Source organism: Rodentibacter caecimuris, from assembly GCF_001019715.1.
GTDB classification, from domain to species: Bacteria; Pseudomonadota; Gammaproteobacteria; order Enterobacterales; family Pasteurellaceae; genus Rodentibacter; species Rodentibacter caecimuris.
In genome coordinates this window covers 452,937-475,256 of sequence record NZ_BBXJ01000001.1, presented here as the reverse complement: position 1 = coordinate 475,256, position 22,320 = coordinate 452,937, and the positions used below count along the sequence as shown (strand labels likewise).

General features: G+C 39.7%; 27 protein-coding genes and 2 tRNA genes. 26 read left to right on the top strand and 3 right to left on the bottom strand.

What is annotated here, in order from left to right; translation table 11 throughout:
- The first annotated feature begins 5 nt into the window (after window positions 1–5).
- The 20 genes from cydB to iscX all read left to right on the top strand — a co-directional run bounded on the left by cydB (window position 6) and on the right by iscX (window position 13,889).
- Window positions 6–1,142, top strand: a complete 1,137-nt coding sequence (cydB, locus tag PNEUHYL_RS02160; RefSeq protein WP_059365642.1) for a cytochrome d ubiquinol oxidase subunit II — start codon at window positions 6–8, stop codon at window positions 1,140–1,142.
- A 110-nt stretch (window positions 1,143–1,252) separates the two neighbouring features.
- Window positions 1,253–1,537 (top strand): cyd operon protein YbgE, encoded by a 285-nt coding sequence (gene ybgE, locus PNEUHYL_RS02155; RefSeq protein WP_059365641.1) that lies wholly within the window; start codon window positions 1,253–1,255, stop codon window positions 1,535–1,537.
- Between the two features lie 89 nt (window positions 1,538–1,626).
- Window positions 1,627–2,037: a tol-pal system-associated acyl-CoA thioesterase gene (gene ybgC, locus PNEUHYL_RS02150; protein ID WP_059365640.1), complete on the top strand. Its 411-nt coding sequence runs from the start codon at window positions 1,627–1,629 to the stop codon at window positions 2,035–2,037.
- An 18-nt stretch (window positions 2,038–2,055) separates the two neighbouring features.
- Window positions 2,056–2,748: a protein TolQ gene (gene tolQ, locus PNEUHYL_RS02145; protein ID WP_059365639.1), complete on the top strand. Its 693-nt coding sequence runs from the start codon at window positions 2,056–2,058 to the stop codon at window positions 2,746–2,748.
- Between the two features lie 67 nt (window positions 2,749–2,815).
- A complete protein-coding gene (tolR, locus tag PNEUHYL_RS02140) occupies window positions 2,816–3,235 on the top strand; it encodes a colicin uptake protein TolR (RefSeq protein WP_059365638.1) in 420 nt (139 codons plus the stop codon).
- A 16-nt stretch (window positions 3,236–3,251) separates the two neighbouring features.
- Window positions 3,252–4,418, top strand: coding sequence for a cell envelope integrity protein TolA (tolA, locus tag PNEUHYL_RS02135; RefSeq protein WP_059365637.1), 1,167 nt, complete (start codon window positions 3,252–3,254; stop codon window positions 4,416–4,418).
- A gap of 44 nt (window positions 4,419–4,462) precedes the next feature.
- Entirely contained in the window at window positions 4,463–5,746 is a 1,284-nt protein-coding gene (gene tolB / locus PNEUHYL_RS02130) for a Tol-Pal system beta propeller repeat protein TolB (protein WP_059365636.1), read from the top strand.
- 21 nt (window positions 5,747–5,767) lie between these two features.
- Entirely contained in the window at window positions 5,768–6,235 is a 468-nt protein-coding gene (gene pal, locus PNEUHYL_RS02125) for a peptidoglycan-associated lipoprotein Pal (RefSeq protein WP_059365635.1), read from the top strand.
- A gap of 170 nt (window positions 6,236–6,405) precedes the next feature.
- Window positions 6,406–6,481 (top strand) — tRNA-Lys (locus tag PNEUHYL_RS02120).
- Window positions 6,482–6,502: 21 nt separating this feature from the next.
- Window positions 6,503–6,578: transfer RNA gene (locus PNEUHYL_RS02115), tRNA-Lys, on the top strand.
- A gap of 193 nt (window positions 6,579–6,771) precedes the next feature.
- Entirely contained in the window at window positions 6,772–7,506 is a 735-nt protein-coding gene (gene trmJ / locus PNEUHYL_RS02110) for a tRNA (cytosine(32)/uridine(32)-2'-O)-methyltransferase TrmJ (protein ID WP_059365634.1), read from the top strand.
- A 50-nt stretch (window positions 7,507–7,556) separates the two neighbouring features.
- A complete protein-coding gene (gene iscR, locus PNEUHYL_RS02105) occupies window positions 7,557–8,012 on the top strand; it encodes a Fe-S cluster assembly transcriptional regulator IscR (protein ID WP_059365633.1) in 456 nt (151 codons plus the stop codon).
- A 59-nt stretch (window positions 8,013–8,071) separates the two neighbouring features.
- Window positions 8,072–9,286, top strand: coding sequence for an IscS subfamily cysteine desulfurase (locus tag PNEUHYL_RS02100; RefSeq protein WP_059365632.1), 1,215 nt, complete (start codon window positions 8,072–8,074; stop codon window positions 9,284–9,286).
- A gap of 71 nt (window positions 9,287–9,357) precedes the next feature.
- Window positions 9,358–9,741: a Fe-S cluster assembly scaffold IscU gene (gene iscU, locus PNEUHYL_RS02095; protein ID WP_059365631.1), complete on the top strand. Its 384-nt coding sequence runs from the start codon at window positions 9,358–9,360 to the stop codon at window positions 9,739–9,741.
- A 51-nt stretch (window positions 9,742–9,792) separates the two neighbouring features.
- A complete protein-coding gene (gene iscA / locus PNEUHYL_RS02090) occupies window positions 9,793–10,116 on the top strand; it encodes an iron-sulfur cluster assembly protein IscA (RefSeq protein WP_059368798.1) in 324 nt (107 codons plus the stop codon).
- A gap of 19 nt (window positions 10,117–10,135) precedes the next feature.
- Window positions 10,136–10,657: a Fe-S protein assembly co-chaperone HscB gene (gene hscB, locus PNEUHYL_RS02085; RefSeq protein WP_059365630.1), complete on the top strand. Its 522-nt coding sequence runs from the start codon at window positions 10,136–10,138 to the stop codon at window positions 10,655–10,657.
- 44 nt (window positions 10,658–10,701) lie between these two features.
- The gene (locus tag PNEUHYL_RS02080) at window positions 10,702–11,388 is read left to right on the top strand and encodes a DUF2625 domain-containing protein (RefSeq protein ID WP_059365629.1); all 687 of its coding nucleotides are present in this window, start codon (window positions 10,702–10,704) and stop codon (window positions 11,386–11,388) included.
- A 26-nt stretch (window positions 11,389–11,414) separates the two neighbouring features.
- The gene (gene hscA, locus PNEUHYL_RS02075) at window positions 11,415–13,274 is read left to right on the top strand and encodes a Fe-S protein assembly chaperone HscA (RefSeq protein ID WP_059365628.1); all 1,860 of its coding nucleotides are present in this window, start codon (window positions 11,415–11,417) and stop codon (window positions 13,272–13,274) included.
- A gap of 79 nt (window positions 13,275–13,353) precedes the next feature.
- Window positions 13,354–13,695, top strand: coding sequence for an ISC system 2Fe-2S type ferredoxin (gene fdx / locus PNEUHYL_RS02070; protein ID WP_059365627.1), 342 nt, complete (start codon window positions 13,354–13,356; stop codon window positions 13,693–13,695).
- On the top strand, window positions 13,695–13,889 hold the full coding sequence (gene iscX / locus PNEUHYL_RS02065; RefSeq protein WP_059365626.1) for a Fe-S cluster assembly protein IscX: 195 nt from the start codon (window positions 13,695–13,697) through the stop codon (window positions 13,887–13,889). The genes fdx and iscX overlap by 1 nt, the downstream gene beginning before the upstream one ends.
- A 102-nt stretch (window positions 13,890–13,991) precedes the next feature.
- Here iscX and recF read toward each other — a convergent pair whose 3' ends face one another.
- The 3 genes from recF to dnaA are packed head-to-tail and all read right to left on the bottom strand — an operon-like array spanning window position 13,992 to window position 17,568.
- Window positions 13,992–15,092, bottom strand: coding sequence for a DNA replication/repair protein RecF (gene recF / locus PNEUHYL_RS02060; RefSeq protein WP_059365625.1), 1,101 nt, complete (start codon window positions 15,090–15,092; stop codon window positions 13,992–13,994).
- A 1-nt stretch (window position 15,093) separates the two neighbouring features.
- Complete coding sequence (gene dnaN / locus PNEUHYL_RS02055; protein ID WP_059365624.1) at window positions 15,094–16,194, bottom strand: DNA polymerase III subunit beta; 1,101 nt, start codon at window positions 16,192–16,194, stop codon at window positions 15,094–15,096.
- Between the two features lie 9 nt (window positions 16,195–16,203).
- Window positions 16,204–17,568, bottom strand: coding sequence for a chromosomal replication initiator protein DnaA (gene dnaA / locus PNEUHYL_RS02050; RefSeq protein WP_059365623.1), 1,365 nt, complete (start codon window positions 17,566–17,568; stop codon window positions 16,204–16,206).
- A gap of 326 nt (window positions 17,569–17,894) precedes the next feature.
- Between dnaA and rpmH the strand changes: the two genes are divergently transcribed.
- From rpmH to PNEUHYL_RS02020, 6 genes are all read left to right on the top strand, one after another.
- A complete protein-coding gene (gene rpmH, locus PNEUHYL_RS02045; protein WP_005539760.1) occupies window positions 17,895–18,029 on the top strand; it encodes a 50S ribosomal protein L34 in 135 nt (44 codons plus the stop codon).
- 11 nt (window positions 18,030–18,040) lie between these two features.
- Window positions 18,041–18,400, top strand: a complete 360-nt coding sequence (gene rnpA / locus PNEUHYL_RS02040) for a ribonuclease P protein component (protein ID WP_059365622.1) — start codon at window positions 18,041–18,043, stop codon at window positions 18,398–18,400.
- A complete protein-coding gene (gene yidD / locus PNEUHYL_RS02035) occupies window positions 18,364–18,624 on the top strand; it encodes a membrane protein insertion efficiency factor YidD (RefSeq protein WP_059365621.1) in 261 nt (86 codons plus the stop codon). Before rnpA ends, yidD begins: the two co-directional genes overlap by 37 nt.
- Entirely contained in the window at window positions 18,624–20,243 is a 1,620-nt protein-coding gene (yidC, locus tag PNEUHYL_RS02030; RefSeq protein WP_059365620.1) for a membrane protein insertase YidC, read from the top strand. Before yidD ends, yidC begins: the two co-directional genes overlap by 1 nt.
- A gap of 139 nt (window positions 20,244–20,382) precedes the next feature.
- Complete coding sequence (mnmE, locus tag PNEUHYL_RS02025; protein ID WP_059365619.1) at window positions 20,383–21,741, top strand: tRNA uridine-5-carboxymethylaminomethyl(34) synthesis GTPase MnmE; 1,359 nt, start codon at window positions 20,383–20,385, stop codon at window positions 21,739–21,741.
- Window positions 21,742–21,752: 11 nt separating this feature from the next.
- Complete coding sequence (locus PNEUHYL_RS02020) at window positions 21,753–22,319, top strand: manganese efflux pump MntP (RefSeq protein WP_059365618.1); 567 nt, start codon at window positions 21,753–21,755, stop codon at window positions 22,317–22,319.
- The last annotated feature ends 1 nt before the right edge of the window (window position 22,320 follow it).

Here is a 22,320-nt window from a genome sequence, read left to right as displayed (position 1 = left end):
GAATTATGATTGATTATGAATTTCTACGTTTTATTTGGTGGGTGTTAGTCGTTGTATTGCTAATCGGTTTTTCTGTAACCGACGGATTTGATATGGGCGTGACCGCACTTTTACCTGTTGCGGGTAAAAAAGAAGTGGAACGCCGTATTATGATTAACTCAATTGCTCCTCACTGGGATGGTAACCAAGTTTGGTTATTAACTGCCGGTGGTGCAGTGTTTGCGGCATGGCCAATTGTATATGCTGTATCGTTCTCAGGTTTCTATATTGCACTTGTGTTAGTATTAGCCGCACTATTCTTCCGTCCAATCGGTTTTGAGTATCGTGCAAAAATTGATAACCCGACGTGGCGTGCTGTATGGGATTGGGGCTTATTTACCGGTGGTTTTGTTCCTGCATTAGTTTTCGGTGTGGCATTTGGTAACTTATTACAAGGTGTTCCATTTGAATTTAATGAAATCGCACAGGTGACTTATACCGGTTCGTTCTTTGCATTGTTAAATCCATTTGCTTTGCTATGTGGTGTGATTAGCTTAGCAATGCTTGTAACACACGGCGCAAATTGGTTACAAATGAAAACGACCTCCGAATTAAGAGATAGAGTCCGTGCAATAACTCAAGTTGGTGCATTTGTAACTTTAATCGCCTTTATCCTTGCAGGTGTATGGTTATACTTCAAAGATGGCTATGTTGTTACCAGTACTATCGATCACTTTGCGCCATCTTCACCTATGGGTAAAGAAGTGGCAGTTGAAACCGGAGCATGGTTCAGAAACTTCAATGAGATGCCTATTTTGTGGATTTTCCCAGCCCTAGCAGTGGTGAGCGCATTATTGAATGTGATTTTCTCAAAAGCGAATCGTTGTGGTTTTGCATTTTTATTTTCTTCATTAACTATGGCTGGTGTGATTATTACTGCAGCAGTTTCTATGTTCCCATTTGTGATGCCTTCAAGCTCACATCCTGAACAGAGTTTATTAATGTGGGATGCAACATCAAGCGAATTAACGCTAACTTGGATGCTTTTCTTAGCGCTGGTATTTGTGGTTATTTCCCTTGCTTATACCGTTTGGTCATACTTCAAAATGTTTGGTCGTTTGGATGAAGGCTTTGTGGAAGAAAACACAAACTCATTATACTAAAGGAGATATGAGATGTTATATGTAATTTGGGTAGTGGGTATTTTAGCGGCAATTTTTGCTAGTGTAAAAGTCACAAAAAACAAAGAAAATTTAGGGCAATTTGACGAATAATGATTCAATTTCTCTATCAATATGTTAATAAGGGTTCGTTAAGAACCCTTTCATTTATCTTGGCGATTCTATTAACGCTTGCCTTTTTATTTAACTTCGATCTGTTTTCCACTCAATTAAGAACAACTAATCCATTTTGGGTTCTTTTCATTCTATGGGGAGTAGTTTGTGCATGGATTCATGGAATTGGCTTTGAAATTAACCGCACTTTTTGGCAGATAGTTTTTTTTCCTTATTTTGGCTATTTTGCGTTTTTACTTGCAATAGTTGTACATTATACATAAATCATACTCTAGCCATTTGAAAGTACTTGCGCAGAGTGAAAACTGACTCTAGAATAGCCGATTTCAAGCTGTTGAATGAGGAAAACAAAATGGATTCAAAAGTTTTTCGTTTCTCTGTGCGTGTTTACTATGAAGATACTGATGCCGGCGGTGTGGTTTATCATGCTCGTTATTTGCATTTCTTTGAACGAGCACGAACGGAGTATTTAAGAAAACAACGTTTTTCTCAGCAAAAATTATTGCAGGAACAACGAGGCGCATTTGTTGTCAAATCGATGGCAATTGATTACTGTGTTCCGGCAAAACTGGATGATTTTCTTATTGTTGAAACAGAGGTCGTCACAATAAAAGGGGCAACAATCCTCTTTGAGCAACGACTAATGAGAGATACAGTAATTTTGTCAACGGCTACTGTTAAGGTAGCCTATGTTGATCTAGGTAAAATGAAACCGGTAGCTATTCCAGCGGAAATAAAAGCTGCCTTTTCAGATAATATATAACCTTTCTCGGAGTAGGTAATGACTGCAGAATTGAACTTTTTAGATCTTTTTCTAAAAGCAAGTATTGTTGTTCAACTTGTAATTGTAATTTTGATTTTATTCTCAATTATTTCGTGGGCAATTATTATTCAACGTAGCCGTGTATTAGCTAGCGCGTTGAAAGAGGCAAACACATTTGAAGATCGTTTTTGGTCCGGTGAAGATCTTAATAAATTATACGAGGGGCTATCAAACCGCCGAGACGTATTAAGCGGCAGTGAACAAATTTTCTTTGTAGGATTTAAAGAATTTTCACGTTTAAAACAAGTCAATGCTGATGCGCCGGAAGCGATTATTAAAGGAACGACTCGAGCGATGAATTTGGCTATGAATCGTGAAATTGAAGGTCTTGAAAGTCGGGTTCCGTTTTTAGCGACCGTTGCTTCCGTCAGTCCTTATATCGGCTTATTCGGCACGGTTTGGGGGATTATGCATGCATTTATGGCGTTAAGTGGTGCGAAACAAGCTACATTACAAATGGTTGCTCCGGGTATTGCAGAAGCATTGATTGCTACGGCGATTGGTTTATTTGCAGCGATTCCTGCTGTAATGGCTTATAACCGTTTAAGTTTGCGTGTAAATGCAATTGAGCAAAATTATGGTAACTTTATTGATGAATTTACTACAATTTTACACCGCCAAGCCTTTGGTAAAGCACCACATTCCCATTAAAAAAATAACAGAAAAATCAACCGCACTTTAAAGTGCGGTCATTTTTAGCGAAGTTTTAGAGGAAAATATGGCTCGTCGCTCACGTAAAGAAATTAAATCTGAAATTAATATTGTCCCGTTTTTAGATGTTTTACTTGTATTGGTGTTGATTTTTATGGCAACTGCGCCGATCATTAGCCAAAGTGTTCAAGTTGAACTTCCCGATTCAGTGCAAAGTCAAAATGTATCGAACGAAGATAAAACCCCTGTTATCCTAGAGGTATCCGGTGTTGGTCAATATACACTTTCTATTGCGGGTGATCGTCAAGAAGGTTTAACGGAAGAAATGGTGACTCAGTTATCAAAGCAGGAATTTGATAAAGACAATAATACAATGTTCCTCGTTGGAGGTGCAAAAGAAGTGCCTTATGAAGAAGTCATTAAAGCGTTGAATTTACTTCATCTGGCAGGAATTAAATCGGTTGGTTTAATGACAAACCCAATTTAATAAAAGTAGGTAACACGTGCAGAATAATCGACAGAAAAAGGGGGCGAATGCGTTTGTTATTTCGATCCTAATGCACCTTGTCATGTTCGGATTGTTAATTTGGAGTTCTTTCTATCAAACCGTTGAGATTATGGGCGGCGGAGAAGGTGATGGCGATGCATTAGGTGCTGTTATGGTTGATACCGGAAGTGCTGCGCAGGAATGGGGACGAATCCAACAGCAGAAAAAAGGTCAAGCCGATAAGCAGAAAAAGCCTGAACCTGTTGTTGAAGAGAAACCGACAATAGAACAAGAGGATGTTCGTCAACAAGAAATTGCGAAACAGGAAGAACTAAAACGCCAACAGGAAATTCAGCGTCAAAGGGAAATTGAACGTCAGAAACAAGAGGCTGCGGAAAAACAGAAACAGCTAGAAATAGCTCGTCAGGAAACCTTAAAAAAACAGGCTGAAGAAGCGAAGGTAAAACAGATGGCTGAAGCCGCTAAACTAAAAGCAGAGGCTGAGGCAAAACGTTTAGCAGCAGCGGCAAAACAGGCGGAAGAGGCGAAAGAAAAAGCAGCAGCAGAAGCTGCTGCGGAAAGAGCAAAAAAACAGGCAGAAGAAAAAGCTAAAAAACAAGCAGAAGAAAAACAAAAAGCTGAATTAGAAGCTAAAGCTAGAGCTGCCGCCGAGGCAAAAATAAAAGCTGAGGCAAAGGCTAAAGCTGATGCCGAAGCAAAAGCTAAGGCCGCAGCAGAAGCTAAAGAGAAAGCTGCCGCTGAGGCTGCTGCGAAACGTAAGGCAGATCAAGCTGCTTTAGATGATTTTATGAATGGCGGTAATATTGGTGGCGGTAGTGCTTCTAAAGGAGGCAGTGCCAATAAAGGGGGAATTCAAGGTAGTGGAGCCGGATTAGGCGCTGGTGACGGAGGCAAGGTTGGTGATCAATATGCCGGTGTAATTAAGAGAGAAATTCAGCGTCGATTCTTGAAAGATCCTAGTTTTGCCGGCAAAGTTTGCCGTATCAAAATTCAGTTAGGCAGAGATGGTACGATTTTGGGTTATCAAAAAGTATCAGGCCTGGAAGATATTTGTACAGCTGCGTTGAGTGCTGTTGCAAGAACAAAAAAAGTTCCTGCTGCGCCGTCTGATGCAGTGTACAATAAGTATAAAGCACCAATTATTGATTTTGATATTAAATAATTAATTTTTGGAAAGTGTTAATCAGTTTACTCAAGGGTAACAAAATGAAATTAATTAAAAAGCTTGTAGGCGTGTTTACAATCGTTCTTGCTGTTGTAGGCAATGCTGTTGCAGAAGATGAAGTTCGTATTGTGATTGATGAAGGTGTTGATGGGGCTCGTCCAATTGCAGTTGTGCCATTTGCAGGATCCGCAGCGGAAGATATTGGTAAAATTGTTGCGGACGATTTACGTAATAGTGGTAAATTTAATCCAATCCCTGTGGCTCAAATGCCGCAAAAGCCGACTTCCGCGTCTGAAGTTAATCCGGAGGCTTGGAGTGCTTTAGGTATTGATGCCGTTGTGGTAGGACAAGTAACAGCAACAGGTAGCGGTTATAACATTTCTTATCAGCTTGTTGATACGGTTGGCGCATCCGGTAATGCGGGGGGGGTGCTTGCTCAAAACAGCTATACTGTAACGAACAAATGGTTACGTTATGGTGCGCATACTGTAAGTGACGAAGTATTTGAGAAATTGACAGCTATTCGCGGTGCTTTCAGAACACGTATTGCCTATGTGGTACAAAAAAATGGTGGTTCACAACCTTATGAAGTACGTGTAGCGGATTATGATGGTTATAATCAGTTTGTAGTAAATCGTAGCTCCCAACCAATTATGTCTCCGGCATGGTCTCCGGATGGTAAACGTTTGGCGTATGTATCATTTGAAAATAGAAAATCACAGTTAGTTGTTCAGGATCTAGGTTCCGGTGCTCGCAAAGTTGTCGCTTCATTTTCAGGTCATAATGGTGCTCCGGCATTTTCACCGGATGGTTCTCGTTTAGCTTTTGCTTCGTCACAAGACGGAACCCTAAATATTTATGTGATGAGTTCAAATGGTGGAACGCCAACACAATTAACACGTGGATCTGGTAATAATACAGAGCCATCATGGTCACCAGATGGCAGCTCAATTTTGTTTACTTCAGATAGAGGCGGTTCACCTCAAGTTTATCGTATGAGCGCAAGTGGTAGTGGAGTAACCTTAGTAGGTGGTCGCGGTAGTGCTCAAATTAGTGCTGATGGTAAAACGCTTGTTATGATCAATGGTAATAACAATGTGGTTAAGCAAGATCTTGCAACCGGTGCTTCTGAAGTTTTAAGTACATCTTTCCTAGGTGAAAGCCCGAGTATTTCTCCTAATGGTATTATGATTATCTATAGTTCTACCCAAGGATTAGGAAAGGTGCTACAATTGGTTTCTGCTGATGGTCGCTTTAAGGCGAGTCTTCCAGGAAGTAATGGCCAAGTAAAATTCCCAGCTTGGTCTCCATATTTAACTAAATAAAAATGTGATTAGGAGAATCTAATGAACAAATTTATTAAATCATTATTAGTTGCAGGTTCTGTAGCAGCATTAGCAGCATGTAGTTCTTCTAGCAACGATGCAGCTGGCAACGGTGCAACAAACGGTCAAACTTTCGGTGGTTATTCTGTTGAAGATCTTCAACAACGTTACAACACAGTATATTTTGGTTTTGACAAATATAATATCGAAGGTGAGTACGTTCAAATCTTAGATGCGCATGCTGCATACTTAAATGCAACTCCGGCATCAAAAGTGATTGTTGAAGGTAATACTGATGAGCGTGGTACACCTGAGTACAATATTGCTTTAGGTCAACGTCGTGCGGACGCTGTTAAATCTTTCCTAGCCGGTAAAGGTGTGGAAGGTAGCAAAGTTTCAACAGTTTCTTATGGTGAAGAAAAACCTGCAGTATTAGGTCATGACGAAGCGGCATATTCTAAAAACCGTCGTGCTGTATTAGCATACTAATTTTAGATAAGTTTGATTTTCTAAGGGTAGAGATTTAGATCTCTACCTTTTAGTTTTTATCCCTATATTTAGAAAATTGGTGACTATTCCATCAATTAAATAAAAAATAGAAAAATTTTCTTGCGTAGAAAAATAAAATCAGTATTATACGCGTCTGTCACAAATGATGTGGGTCGTTAGCTCAGTCGGTAGAGCAGCGGACTTTTAATCCGTTGGTCGAAGGTTCGAATCCTTCACGACCCACCACTATCGTACAGATCTCATTATGGGTCGTTAGCTCAGTCGGTAGAGCAGCGGACTTTTAATCCGTTGGTCGAAGGTTCGAATCCTTCACGACCCACCATCTAATTTTATACTTCTCCTCTAGTCATTACTAATTAGTGCTTGTACTTAGGTATCTAATCTCTTTCTAACTAAGTCTGACTTTTCGTTTTATTGATAAGTAATCCTTATTTTTAAAATAAGGAAATTCTTGACCTAAATTCAAGGTTATTATGATAGAATGCCCCGAGTTTTTAATCAGATAATGAGGCGTAATGTTTGATCGTGTTCGAATTGTTCTCATCGAAACCTCACATAGCGGGAATATTGGATCTGCAGCAAGAGCGATGAAAACAATGGGGCTGTCTCAGTTGTATCTTGTTTCGCCTAAATCTATTGATGAGCAATCTATTGCACTTGCCGCAGGTGCGGATGATATCGTTAATAATGCAAAGATAGTGTCAAGTTTTGACGAAGCGGTGGCTGATTGCTCTTTAGTAATTGGAACAAGTGCACGCTTACGTCATTTACAAAACACATTAATCGAACCAAGGGCATGTGCAGAAAAAGTGGCAAAGCATCAGGGTAAAGTCGCCATTGTTTTTGGGCGAGAGCGTGTGGGATTGTACAATGATGAATTATTGAAATGCCATTATCACTTAACGATTCCGGCTAATCCTGATTATTCTTCATTGAATTTAGCAATGGCTGTTCAGTTGGTTAGTTATGAATTGCGTATGGCGTATTTAGCCAAGGAGCAGGATTTCTCGTCGCTTGTCTCAAAAAATTCGACAGAAAGCCAATCGGTGACGCTTCAAGATATGGAGTATTTTTTTAATCATACCGAACAGCTGTATCAATCTCTTGGATTTATTCAAAATCAAGGGGTGATGCAGAAATTAAGACGTTTATACAATCGTGCAAATATAGAAAAAAATGAGCTAAATATTCTGCAAGGTATGCTAAGTGCGGTTGAAAAACGGTTAAATTTGCCCAAGATAGATAGTTGATTATTTTGGTCAGATATGTAAACATTGGCGCAATTTTTTAAGGAAACTTTATGAAACTTACCTCAAAAGGACGCTATGCGGTGACCGCAGTGCTAGATATCGCACTAAATGCAGAATCTGGTCCGGTGAGTCTTGCTGATATTTCTGAACGTCAAAATATTTCATTATCTTATCTAGAACAACTTTTTGCTAAATTGCGTCGTGACGGATTAGTGAAAAGCGTCCGTGGACCTGGTGGGGGGTATCAGCTTGGATTACCAAGTGATAGCATTTCTGTAGGCATGATTATTTCTGCAGTAAATGAAAATATCCACGTGACAAAATGTCTAGGTAGAGGAAATTGCCAAAACGGGAAAGAATGTTTAACTCATGCTCTTTGGGAAGACTTAAGTAATCGTATTGAAAGTTTTTTGAATGAAATTACTTTAGCGGAACTTGTTAGTAAGCGTGAACAAAAGCGCCAATCGCATCATGATTTTGAAAATTTAATATTAATGAATCCATAAAGGAAAGTAGTCGCACGTTTTAAAGTGCGGTCAAATTTGGAATGTTTTTAGGAGTGAAAATGAATTTACCTATTTATTTAGATTATGCAGCAACCTGTCCGGTAGATGAGCGTGTTGCAAAAAAAATGATGGAATTTTTAACCATTGATGGCACCTTCGGAAATCCGGCTTCGCGCTCACATAAATTTGGTTGGCAAGCGGAAGAAGCCGTGGATATTGCTCGTAACCAAATTGCCGATTTAATCGGTGCGGATTCTCGCGAAATCGTATTTACATCCGGTGCAACGGAATCTGATAACTTAGCAATTAAAGGGGCGGCTCATTTCTACCAAACCAAAGGTAAGCATATTATTACCTGTAAAACAGAACATAAAGCGGTATTGGATACTTGCCGCCAGTTAGAGCGTGAAGGTTTTGAAGTAACATATTTATCGCCGGAATCCGATGGGATAATTGATTTAGAAAAATTCAAGGCCGTACTTCGTCCGGATACGATTTTAGTTTCCATTATGCATGCAAATAATGAAATTGGTGTGTTGCAGGATATCAAAGCGATTGGGGAACTTTGTCGTGCAAATAAAACCATTTTTCATGTAGATGCGACCCAAAGTGTCGGTAAGATAGCAATTAATCTTGCCGAATTACCGGTGGATTTGATGTCTATGTCCAGCCATAAATTGTATGGACCTAAAGGTATTGGGGCGTTGTATGTTCGTCGTAAACCGCGAGTGCGTTTAGAAGCGATTATCCATGGTGGTGGCCATGAGCGAGGTATGCGTTCCGGTACGTTACCAGTTCATCAAATTGTGGGGATGGGCGAAGCCTATCAAATTGCAAAAGAGCAAATGGCAACTGAAATGCCGCGTTTAAAAGCACTTCGTGATCGCTTATATAACGGTTTAAAAGATATCGAAGAAACCTATGTAAATGGCTCAATGGAACATCGTTTAGATAATAATTTAAACATTAGCTTTAACTATGTAGAAGGAGAATCTTTAATGATGGCATTGCGTGATATCGCGGTATCATCAGGTTCTGCTTGTACTTCTGCAAGTCTTGAACCGTCTTATGTATTACGTGCATTGGGTTTGAATGATGAATTGGCTCATAGTTCGATTCGTTTCACACTAGGGCGTTATACTACCGAAGAAGAAATTGATTACACCATTAATTTAGTAAAAGGTGCGGTTGAAAAATTACGCGCATTATCCCCATTATGGGATATGTTTAAAGAAGGAATTGACCTCAACACGATTGAGTGGTCAGCTCACTAGGACTTCACTTGCCGTTCGTGATGTTTCGGATCAAAACGGCATTTATCTCAATTTAAAAAAGGAAAGTTAAAATGGCTTATAGTGAAAAAGTAATCGATCATTATGAAAACCCGCGTAATGTAGGTTCTATGGATAAGAAAGACAGCTCGGTCGGTACCGGTATGGTCGGTGCACCGGCCTGTGGTGACGTGATGCAGTTGCAAATCAAAGTAAATGATAACAACATCATTGAAGATGCAAAATTTAAAACTTATGGCTGTGGTTCTGCTATTGCCTCAAGTTCACTCATTACGGAATGGGTGAAAGGTAAATCTCTAGAGGAGGCCGGAGCGATTAAAAATAGCCAAATTGCTGAAGAGTTAGAGCTTCCTCCGGTGAAAGTTCACTGTTCGATTTTAGCTGAAGACGCTATTAAAGCGGCGATTGCCGATTATAAAGCAAAACAAGGCAAATAATGGAAAGTGCGGTTGATTTTGACCGCACTTTTACTGATTTTGGGGAAAATCATGAGCATAACATTAACAGAAAAAGCGGCACAACGTGTTAAGGCTTTTTTGGATAATCGAGGTAAGGGGATTGGTTTACGCTTAGGTGTGAAAACATCCGGTTGTTCAGGTTTGGCATACGTGCTGGAATTTGTCGATGTATTAAATGATGAAGATCAGGTTTTTGAACAAAATGGCGTGAAATTGATTGTGGATCCGAAAAGTTTGGTATATCTCAATGGTATTGAGTTGGATTATGTAAAAGAAGGGCTAAATGAAGGCTTTAAATATAATAATCCAAATGTGAAAGAATCCTGTGGTTGTGGTGAAAGTTTCCACGTTTAACACTTTAGGTTAAAGAATAATGTTAAATCCCTTTGAAATTTTTAATTTACCGGTTGATTTTCAACTTGATATGCAAAGTTTAAATACACGTTATTTAGAGATGCAAAAAACCTTGCATCCAGATAATTTTGTCTCTTCAACTGCCGTTGAGCAACGCATTGCAATGCAAAAATCAACAGAAGTGAATGATGCCTTAAAAACGTTAAAAGATCCTATTTTACGAGCCGAAGCAATTATCTCAATGAATACTGGAGAACAAAAAGATCTTGAACAGAAAAGTGTGCAAGATGTGGCGTTTTTAATGCAACAGTTACAGTGGCGTGAACGATTGGAAAACCTAGAAAATCAAAAAGATGAAGCGGCGTTAGATAATTTTGCAAAGGAAATTAAGCAAGAAACATTGCAATTATTAACCGCTCTTTCCGATACATTGCGCTCCCAACAATGGGAAAAAGCCTCACAGTTATGTGATAAATTACGTTTTACGCGGAAACTAACCGAAGAAATTGAACGTGTAGAAGAACACCTATTTACGTTTTAAAGTACAATGAAAATTGCTCGAACTTAGCGATATATCCATAAATTATGCAAACCATTGAACAATTGACTTCTCAGGAAAATTCCGCTTGGCCAATCCTTTCCCAATGGATCGCTCAGGCACGCAATGATTGCCAGGTGATCAAAAAAGAGCAAACCAGTGCTGAGCGAGAACTGTTTATGATGCAAATGCCGATTTCCTCCCCAATAGGAGCAGTAATTTATGAAACAGGCGGTATTCTCATTCATTACGGTTGGTTACGAATTTTGGGATCCGGTAGCTTTACATTGCCACGCGGTTTAATGGATTGGAATTTCAGCAAATCATTCCAAAAATCAGGTGAAAAACCTAAATATTTATTAGTGGCAGATGATGTCATTGGCGGTTATTTTGCTTTAAACGGTGGATCTTTGGGTGATGCGCTCGGCAAAATTTATTATTTTTCACCAAAAGATTTAACTTGGCATAATCTGAATTTTACTTATACCGAATTTTTAGCTTGGGCGTTAAATGGCAATGTAGAGGCATTCTACCAAGATCTATTTTGGCAAAATTGGCAAGAAGATGTGAAACAGCTTGATGGTAATCAAGTGGTTGTATTTACACCGGATCTAAGTGAAGACAAAACAACTGCAATCGGATTACGCCAAAAACGTGAAGTGAATATTGAAACCCACTACAATGCTTGTTTTGCTGAAAAAGAAAAATTTGACATGGCATACTCTGTGACATAACGAATAAAAAAATAGAAAGAAATATTATGGCATTATTACAAATTGCAGAACCTGGGCAAACACAAGCACCCCATCAACATCGTTTAGCGGTAGGGATTGATTTAGGTACAACCAACTCTTTGATTGCGACGGTTAGAAGCGGTCAAGCCGTGATTTTAAATGATGAGCAAGAGCGTAGTTTGGTTCCTTCAGTGGTTCATTATGGTAAAAATGAAAAACAAGTGGGTGTGGAAGCCTTTGCTCAAGCATCAAGCGATCCTAAAAATACTATAATTTCTGCGAAACGCTTGATTGGACGCAGCCTGACAGATGTACAGACACGTTATCCGAATATGCCTTATGATTTTGTGGCGAGTGAAAATGGCTTGCCATTAATCATTACAAATCAAGGAAAAAAAAGTCCGGTAGAAGTTTCTGCGGATATTTTGGCGCATTTAAACTGTATCGCAGAACAGCGTTTTGATAACGCGCTTTCAGGAGTGGTGATTACCGTTCCCGCCTATTTTGACGATGCCCAACGCCAAAGTACAAAAGATGCGGCACGTTTGGCGGGTCTGAATGTATTGCGTTTACTGAACGAACCCACTGCTGCAGCGGTGGCGTACGGTTTGGATAGTGGGCAAGAAGGCATTATTGCCGTTTATGATTTAGGTGGCGGTACTTTTGATATTTCTATCTTACGTTTGTCTAAAGGCGTGTTTGAGGTACTAGCGACCGGTGGCGATACGGCATTGGGTGGTGATGACTTTGATCATTGCATTGTCGATTGGGTGATAAAACAAACACAATTCCAACCACAGAATGTTAATCAACAACGTGAGCTATTAACCCTTGTCGGTCAAGCTAAAATTGCCTTGAGCAAGGCTGAAAGTGCGGTCATTTCTTGGCAAGATTTTTCCATTACAATAACGCGTGAACAATTTAACGAAGTAATTCACCCGCTGGTAAAACGTTCTTTGCTCGCTTGTCGGCGTGCATTAAAAGATGCCAATGTGGCGGCAGATGAGATTCAAAATGTGGTGATGGTTGGTGGTTCAACACGAGTGCCTTATGTTCGTGAGCAAGTGGGCGAATTTTTTGGCAAAACACCATTAACGTCCATTGACCCGGATAAAGTGGTTGCACTAGGGGCGGCGATTCAGGCGGATATTTTAGTCGGTAATAAAACTGATACTAATATGTTATTGCTTGATGTGGTACCGCTTTCGCTTGGTATTGAAACTATGGGCGGATTGGTAGAAAAAATTATTCCACGTAACACAACCATTCCTGTCGCCCGTGCACAAGAATTTACCACTTTTAAAGATGGGCAAACGGCAATGACAGTGCATGTGGTACAAGGTGAACGTGAATTAGTGGCGGATTGTCGTTCACTCGGGCGTTTTACTTTACGTGGTATTCCGCCAATAGCGGCAGGTGCAGCACATATTCGTGTGACGTATCAAGTGGATGCCGATGGGTTGTTAAGTGTAACTGCGATGGAAAAATCCACCAAAGTGCAGGCATCTATTCAAATTAAACCTTCTTATGGTTTAACTGATGAAGAAGTGACGGCAATGATTAAATCTTCTTTTGACCATGCACAAGAGGATTTGCAGGCACGTGAACTAGCGGAGCAACGCGTAGAAGCAGATCGTGTGATTGAGAGTGTGATCGTTGCATTACAGGCAGACGGCTCGGAATTGCTGAGTACTGAAGAATTTCATCATATTGAAGCGGTGTTGAAGCAATTAGTGGAGGTCAAACAAGGTGTTGATCGTAATGCCATCGCACAGGGTATTAAAGCCTTAGATGCCGCAACGCAAGAATTTGCCGCAAGACGAATGAATGCCAGTATTAATCGAGCCTTAACCGGTAAGAATGTATCGGAGATGGAAACGCTATAAAAGTGCGGTAAGATTTAGCCGAGTTTTTAAAGTTTAAAGGAAGTTGTTTTTTTAATCATTGTGAGTTGAGGAAAGTATTATGCCAAAAGTGATTTTTTTACCTAATGAAGAATTTTGTCCGGAAGGAATGGTCGTGGATGCGGCTGCCGGTGATAACTTATTAGAAGTGGCACATAATGCAGGGGTAGAGATTCATCACGCTTGTGATGGTTCTTGTGCTTGCACAACCTGCCATGTAATTATTCGTGAAGGGTTTGATTCTTTAAATGAAACCAGCGATCAAGAAGAAGATATGTTAGATAAAGCATGGGGCTTGGAAATGGATAGTCGCCTTTCTTGTCAATGTATCGTGGGGGATAAAGATTTAGTAGTGGAAATTCCAAAATATAATCTTAATCATGCAAATGAGGCTGCTCACTAATGAAATGGACAGATTCACAACTCATTGCAGAAGAATTGTATGATCGCAACCCGGAGCTTGATCCCAAAACAGTACGTTTTACAGACTTACATCAATGGATTTGCGAGCTAGAGGATTTTGATGATGATCCGCAAAAATCTAACGAGGCGATTCTTGAAGCGATTTTGTTGAAATGGTTAGACGAATTTGAGTAAAAAACACCCGCACTTTTGCGGGTTTTTTAATCAAGGTTAAGGTCTTTTTTGCTTAATTTTTTGATCTGGCTAGTAATTCAAGTATCACTTATTGAGTTTTTCCTAAATCATCAATTGATTTGTTTTTTCAAGTGGAGATATCACACCGTTTTCTACTTCAAATAATCTTCCTTTTTCGGCTTCCATTTCTTTTAGCTGTCTCTGTGTAATTGCCGTTACAAATACCTGTGAACCGCTTTGTTGTAACCGTTCGGCAAGTAGTTCACGTTTGAATTGATCCAGTTCTGAAGCAAAATCATCAATTAAGAAAATACAAGGACGTTGTTTTTCTTTCATCAAATGTTCACCCTGAGCAAGACGTAAGGCACACATAAGTAGTTTTAATTGACCGCGTGAAAGCACGTCTTCAACCGGTAATCCGTTTGCTTTAAAACGAAAATCTGCTTTTTGTGGGCCTGAAAAAGTATAGCCTAACAATTTATCCCGTTCAAAATTTTGTCGCAGCAAATCGCTATATTCGGTATTTTTGTCCCACCCCTGATGAAAACTCACATTAATATCTAATTCCGGTAAAAAAAGTTGGCAGGTTTGTTCAATTTCCGGCCGTAGTGCTTCGGCATATTCTGCACGCCAATCGCTTACTTGATGAGCAAGTTTTGCAAGCTCAATATCCCAGGCTTTTATTGCTGTATAAGATTGCTGTTGGGTGAGTGCCGCATTACGCTGTTTTAGTAGGCGGTTCAGATTGCTCCAAGCGGAATGAAAGTGAAGGTGATGATGAAATAATCCCCAATCTAAAAATGCCCGACGATAACTTGGACCGCCATTTAGCAAAGTTAATCCTTCCGGTGTAATGAGTTGCATTGGGAGTAAATGAGCCAAGTCTGAAATTTTGTTTCCATCTTCACCATTGATTTTAACAAGGGTATTACCTTGTCGAAATTTTTGTAGTCCTACCGACCATTGATGCTGGCTTTCTTTAATTTGTCCGAAAAGAGTGAAATGTGGTTCGTCGTAAAAAATAATACGATTTGTGACCGCACTTTTAAAGGATCGCCCGTGACCAAGATAGAATATTGCTTCTAAAAGACTGGTTTTTCCACTGCCGTTATTACCGACCAAAAAGTTAAAGCCGTGATCAAATTCCAGATCCACGGCATTTAAATTTCTAAATTTTTCAATGAGTAAGCGAGAAATAGCCATCTTACAGACGCATCGGCATAATCACATATTCACTACTGTTGTCTTCACAATTTTCAATAAGACAGCTGGATGAAGCATCCGTTAAGCGGATACGGACTTGTTGACATTTTAGGGTATTTAATACGTCCAAAATATAGGTGACATTGAAACCAACCTCCAATTCTTCTCCGGAATACACGACATCCACAATTTCCTCCGCGACTTCGTGTTCCGGATTGGAGGCGGTAATTTTGAGTTGATTTTCGGTTAAATTCAAACGTACGCTACGTACACGTTCATTAGAAAGAATTGAGGCACGAACAAAAGCCTGTTTTAAGGCTTCCCAGCTACCTTCTACAATTTTATCCGCATTGCGTGGTAGCACGCGACGGTAATCAGGGAAACGCCCATCAATCAATTTTGATGTAAAGATAATATGATTTAAATGGATACGCAGGTTATTCGTACCTATTTGTAAACGAGCTGTTTCCTCTGTGTTTTCCAACAGTCGATTGAGTTCTAATACCCCTTTTCGTGGCAAAATTACTGAGTGATTTTGTAGTTCTTGTTCTAGGGCAATAGTACAAACTGCAAGGCGATGACCATCGGTTGCAACGGTGCGGAGTAAATTACCTTCCGTTTCAAATTTCATCCCGTTTAAGAAATAGCGGGCATCTTGGTTTGCCATAGAAAATTGTGTTGCTTCGATTAAACGGCGTAAGGTATTTTGTGGTAAAGCAAAATCCACTTCTGATTGCCAGTCTGTGAGATTGGGATATTCTTCTGCCGGGAGCGTAGCAAGGTTAAATTTACTTCTTCCTGATTGTACGATGGCGCGATCTTCTTCAAATGTGACGGTAATTTCAAATTCATCGGATAAAGTACGGCAAATATCTAAGAATTTTTTTGCCGGAATCGTGAAGTTACCGTTAGCGGAAGAAGAGGAAAGCTGAGTTTGAGTTGAAAGCTCAACTTCTAAATCAGTACCGGTAATGGTTAAACGATTGTCTTTAATCTGTAGCAAAACATTATTTAATACGGGAATATTTGGGCGACTGCTCAATACGCCACAAACTTGTTGTAACGGTTTTAAAAGGTTTTCTCTAGAAATACTGAATTGCATAGTGGCTCCTTATGCTGATAAGGTACGAATTAAATTCGCCCAATCTTCTTGAATGCTGTTATCTTTTTCACGAAATTTTGGCACTTCACGGCAAGCGTTCAGCACAGTAGTGTGATCCCGATCAAAGGCCCGACCGATTTCCGGTAAACTACGATTTGTTAATTCTTTTGCCAATGCCATCGCAATTTGACGTGGACGTGTAACAGAACGTTGGCGACTTTTTGATTTTAAATCGGATACTTTAATTCGATAGTACTCCGCCACGGTTTTTTGAATGTTATCAATTGTGACTAAACGTTCTTGCAATGCAAGAATATCTTTTAGGGTTTCACGCACAAAATCAATATCAATTTCTCCGCCTTTGAAATCTTGCATGGCTTTTACGCGATTTAATGCTCCCTCAAGCTCTCGAACATTGGTGCGTAAGCGTTGGGCAATAAAAAACGCGACTTCTTCAGGTAAATGAATCTGATGTTCCTCTGCCTTTTTTAACAAGATTGCCACGCGGGTTTCTAGATCGGGAGGCTCAATCGCAGTTGTTAATCCCCAGCCAAAACGGGATTTTAAACGTTCTTCAATTTTTTCAATTTCTTTTGGATAGCGATCGGACGTTAAAATAATTTGGCGACCGGTTTCAAATAAATTATTGAAAATATGAAAAAATTCTTCTTGGGTTTTCTCTTTCTCAGCAAAAAATTGAATATCATCGACTAATAGTGCATCCAAAGAACGATAAAACTTTTTGAATTGATCCATATTGTTATCACGCATGGCTTTCACCATATGCTGCATAAAATTGTTGGCGTGAATATAAAGTACCCGTGCATTGGGTTTATTCGCCAATATACCATTGCCAATAGCGTGTAATAAGTGAGTTTTTCCGAGCCCCGTTCCGCCATACAAAAAGAATGGATTGGCGGTTGCTTCACCGGGCGCTTGTGCCAACTTTTGTCCGACTGCTCGAGCTAATTGGTTTGATTTACCTTCGACAAAATTTTCAAATACATGCTTGGTGTTAAGATGCGAATCAAATTTTAGTGGTTTTTCTACTTCGGATTTAGCATCGGAATTGACCGCACTTTCTGTCGGTTGCACTACCGGCTTAATAACGGCTTTAGGTGTAGGTTTTACCCCCTCTTTCAGGATAATTTGTAGGTTTGGATTTTGTGAAAGCGCTTGGCAAATTTGGTGAATCAGCTTGAGGTAATGTGTTTCAACCCAGCCTTTTACAAACATATTTGAAGCATAAAGTACCATTTTATCTTGAGAGACAGTATCAGCTTGTAGTGGACGAAGCCAAGTGCTTAAATCGGTAGCGGAAACTTGATCTTGTAATTGAGAAAGGCAATCTTGCCAAAGGTTAGAGAGACTCACGATAGACTATCCTTAATGCTACGTTTTCTACTTACAATGAATTGGCGATACGGTAAGTACAATCAAAAAAATTTTTAGAGATTCTACAATAATCTCAAGAAAAAATCTTCTCCCGAAAAAGGAAAAAACGAAAAAGGTGACTTGATATTTTATTTGAATTACGTATGATTGCGAAGATTTGGGAAGGGCTAGCAGATTGTTTTGCAAAAATTCCCTTTCTTAGTTTGACGAACGTCTGATTTATGATTAGAATTGCGTCCTATTTTTTATAACCCTTATTTGTTTTGGATTCAAAACAGTAAACATTGAGATTTAGGTAAGTTACAATGAAACGTACATTTCAACCTTCTGTATTAAAACGTAGCCGTACCCACGGTTTTCGTGCTCGCATGGCAACCAAAAACGGTCGCCAAGTTTTAGCTCGTCGTCGCGCTAAAGGTCGTAAAAGTTTATCTGCATAATCGCGTTTTGAGTGGTTAGGTTTAACTTTTCTAGGGAGTTACGTTTGTTGACTCCCATTCAATTCAAAAATGTTTTCGAACAACCGTTCCGGGCTAGCACCCCTGAAATCACTATTCTTGCTCGTAAAAACAATCTTGATCATCCCCGCCTAGGGTTAGCTGTGCCTAAAAAGTGTTTGGCGCGTGCGCATGATCGTAACCGCATTAAACGCTTAGTGCGTGAAAGTTTTCGTTTATCTCAATATCAATTACCAGCGTGTGATTTTGTTGTGGTGGCAAAAAGCGGAATTGGTAAGCTTGATAACAAAACATTTCATCAGATGTTGGAAAAATTATGGCAACGGCACATTCGTTTGGCTCAAAAATTCTGATTGTTTTAATTCGGCTTTATCAAGTGGCGATTAGTCCGTTAATCGGGCCGCGTTGTCGATTTGTTCCTACTTGTTCATGCTATGGTATTGAAGCATTAAAAACACATGGAGCACTAAAAGGTGGTTGGCTTACGTTAAAACGTGTATTAAAATGTCACCCCCTGAACACGGGCGGATTCGATCCTGTTCCGCCAAAAATTAATAATAACCATGAGAAAAAGTAATGGACTCAAGACGTAGCCTATTAGTCTTAGCACTAATTTTTATTTCTTTCCTTGTTTATCAGCAGTGGCAAATGGATAAAAATCCGCCTCCGGTACCTGAACAAATAACTTCAATGGCATCTGATGTGCCGGCAAGTTCTGCTTCATCAAACCAAATTTCAGTAGATTCATCGGCTAAAGGTCGTCTTATCACTTTAGAAAATGATGTTTTCCGTTTAAAAGTGGATACATTAGGCGGTGATATAGTGAGTTCCGAATTATTAAAATATGATGCGGAATTAAACTCTCAAACCCCTTTTGTGCTTTTACAAGATTCTTCCAAACATATTTATGTTGCGCAAAGCGGTTTGATTGGAAAAAATGGCATTGATACTAAATCGGGTCGTGCACAATATCAAATTGAAGGCGATAATTTTAAACTGTCTGAAGGGCAAGATTCACTTTCAGTACCATTGACCTTTGAAAAAGACGGCATTACTTATCAAAAAATCTTTGTTTTAAAACGTGGCAGTTATGCCCTTGATGTTGATTACAAGATTAATAATCAAAGCGGTGAAACTATTGAAGTAGAGCCTTATGGGCAATTAAAACATACATTAGTGGAAAGTAGTGGCAATGTAGCAATGCCAACTTATACCGGTGGTGCTTATTCTTCATCAGAAACCAATTATAAAAAATACAGTTTCTCTGATATGAAAGATGCGAATCTTTCTATCAATACCAAAGCAGGTTGGGTTGCTGTATTACAACATTACTTTGTTTCTGCATGGATTCCGAATCAAGATGTGGATAATCAACTTTATACTCTCACTGATACAAAAAATAATGTGGCTTCAATTGGTTATCGCGGGCCAATCGTGACAATTCCGGCGGGAGCGCAAGAAACGATTTCCAGCTCACTGTGGACTGGGCCTAAACTTCAAAATGATATGGCAAAAGTGGCAAATAACTTAGACTTAACCGTTGATTATGGTTGGGCATGGTTTATTGCAAAACCGTTGTTTTGGTTACTCACTTTCATCCAAGGAATTGTTTCTAACTGGGGTCTGGCAATTATTTGTGTAACTATTGTTGTTAAAGCGATTCTATATCCACTCACAAAAGCACAATATACCTCAATGGCAAAAATGCGTATGTTACAACCAAAAATGCAAGAAATGCGTGAGCGTTTTGGTGATGATCGTCAGCGTATGAGCCAAGAAATGATGAAACTCTATAAAGAGGAAAAGGTCAATCCTTTGGGCGGTTGTTTACCGATTCTTCTGCAAATGCCGATTTTCATTGCACTATATTGGACATTTATGGAAGCTGTTGAACTTCGTCACGCGCCATTCTTCGGCTGGATTCAAGATTTATCCGCGCAAGATCCATATTACATTTTGCCGATTTTGATGGGTATTTCTATGTATTTGCTGCAAAAAATGTCTCCGACACCGGTGGCTGATCCAATGCAGCAAAAAGTGATGAATTTTATGCCGCTAATCTTTATGTTCTTTTTCCTCTGGTTCCCGTCAGGCTTGGTATTATACTGGTTAGTGTCTAACCTAATCACTATTGTACAGCAGCAACTGATTTACCGTGGATTAGAGAAAAAAGGGTTACATTCCCGTAAAAAATAATCCCTAATTATATGAAAAAGGCATCGAAAGGTGCCTTTTTCCATCATTGGGTGTTGATGATGTCTCTAAGGCTGTATAGCATACGCCCTATCGTATTTTAAGCCGCATAAAAGTGCGGTCATTTTTTAGAGAGTTTTTTATGAAAGAAACAATCGTTGCACAAGCCACCGCACCGGGACGGGGTGGCATTGGTATTTTAAGGATTTCCGGACCTTTAGCGGGTGAAGTTGCGAACAACGTCTTGGGGAAATGTCCCAAACCTCGTATGGCGGACTACTTACCTTTTAAAGATGTTGATGGAACGGTATTGGATCAAGGTATTGCCCTTTATTTTAAAGCACCGAATTCTTTTACGGGTGAAGATGTATTGGAATTGCAAGGGCATGGTGGACAAGTTGTCCTTGATTTATTGCTGAAACGTATTTTGCAAATTGAGGGTGTTCGTTTAGCACGACCGGGCGAGTTTTCTGAACAAGCTTTTTTGAATGATAAATTAGACTTGGCTCAAGCAGAGGCTATCGCAGATTTAATTGACGCGACCTCCGAACAGGCTGCCCGCTCAGCGTTAAAATCATTGCAAGGTGAATTTTCACATAAAGTCAATGCATTAGTCGAGGCGGTTATTTATTTACGAACTTATGTAGAAGCCTCCATTGATTTTCCCGATGAGGAAATTGATTTCTTGGCGGATGGCAAAATTGAAGCGAATTTACGGGGTATTATCACTCAGCTGGACGATGTACGCTGTGAAGCAAAACAAGGTGCGATTTTACGTGAAGGAATGAAGGTCGTGATTGCCGGTCGCCCGAATGCAGGGAAATCCAGTCTATTGAATGCTCTTGCCGGACGTGATGCGGCGATTGTGACCGATATTGCAGGAACGACACGTGATGTTTTGCGTGAACATATTCACATTGATGGTATGCCACTCCATATTATTGATACGGCGGGACTGCGTGAAGCCACCGATGAAGTGGAACGAATTGGAATTTCCCGAGCTTGGACTGAAATAGAACAATCGGATCGTATCATTTTAATGCTCGACAGTAGCGATACAGAGATCCAAAATCTTGAAAAAGTGCGGTTAGAATTTTTAGCGAAATTACCGACAAATATTCCAGTGACGATTGTGCGTAATAAAATTGATTTAACTGATGAAGAAGAAGGATTGAGTGAAGAAAAAGGCTATCAAATCATTAGCTTGTCAGCTCAAACACACAAAGGGGTACAGTTATTGCGTGAGCATTTAAAACAAACCATGGGGTTCCAAACCGGTATTGAAGGCGGATTCTTAGCCCGTCGTCGCCATTTAGAAGCATTAGAAAAAGCGGCGGAGCATTTGCAAATCGGTTTAGTTCAATTAACGGAATTTCATGCAGGAGAATTATTGGCGGAAGAATTACGCCTGGTACAGGCACAATTAAGTGAAATTACCGGTCAATTTACCTCGGATGATTTACTCAGTAATATTTTCAGCTCATTTTGTATTGGTAAATAAAGACAGAAATAATGGCATTTTATATATTGTGGATTATTGCACTGGGATTGTCGATGGATGCCTTTGCCGTTTCGATTTCGAAAGGACTCGCTATGCGATCTTTTCGATGGAAACAGGCAGTGATGATAGCCCTTTGCTTTGGTTGTTTCCAAGCAATCATGCCACTTATAGGTTATGTATTGGGTTCGCAATTTAGCAAAATTATTCAAGAATGGGATCACTGGTTTGCCTTTATCCTTTTATTATTGATCGGTGCAAATATGATTCGTGAAGGCTTCACCGAGGAGGAAAAGGAGCCGGTTTCAGAGATAATCAATGTTAAACGGCTACTTAGTTTGGGCTTGGCGACCAGTGTTGATGCACTGGCTGTCGGTATTTCATTTGCTTTTTTGCATGTGAATATTATTCAGGCAGTATGCATTATTGGTATTACAACGTTTGTAATTTCTTTTATCGGTGTAAAAAGCGGTCATTTTTTAGGAAGAAAATTTAAAAGTAAAGCCGAAATTTTCGGTGGTTTAGTCATTATTATTATGGGGATTAAAATTTTATTTGAGCATGATGCTTTGGTATTTTAAG